This is a genomic window from Pantoea sp. AS142 (assembly GCF_037152305.1).
Classification (GTDB): domain Bacteria; phylum Pseudomonadota; class Gammaproteobacteria; order Enterobacterales; family Enterobacteriaceae; genus Pantoea.
The window spans coordinates 1-302 of the sequence record NZ_JBBCMO010000031.1 but is presented as its reverse complement, the minus strand read 5'-3'; the positions used below and the strand labels follow the sequence as shown (position 1 = coordinate 302).

The window sequence follows — 302 nt, the reverse complement described above, 5'->3', positions numbered from 1 at the left end:
ATAGACAAGAGCAATCTCAAGTAAATCATTGCAGTAGTAGGTTCATTTGAAAACACATTTAGATTAAAATACCAGCTGTCGCTAAAAAGCCAATGACAGGTACAGGACTCTTATGAATAGGAAAAACGTCATCCTTGTAGCAACTTGCTTATTTTTCTCACTCCCTGTTTTAGCAAATCTTCCTCTCTCATCTAAATTTTCTTTTGTTGCCCCAGAATTAGCGACTAAAGAATCATCAAAACCAGATTTTGATGGCTCACCACTAAGTAAAACAAGAAAAAAAGGCCAGCCAGAATGGAGAG

Annotated in this window: 1 protein-coding gene; it reads left to right on the top strand. The window is 36.8% G+C overall.

Annotated elements, in window-relative coordinates:
• Positions 1–112: 112 nt before the first annotated feature.
• Positions 113–302: hypothetical protein (locus tag WFO64_RS22410; RefSeq protein WP_337014403.1), on the top strand; the 190-nt coding region annotated here is incomplete at its 3' end.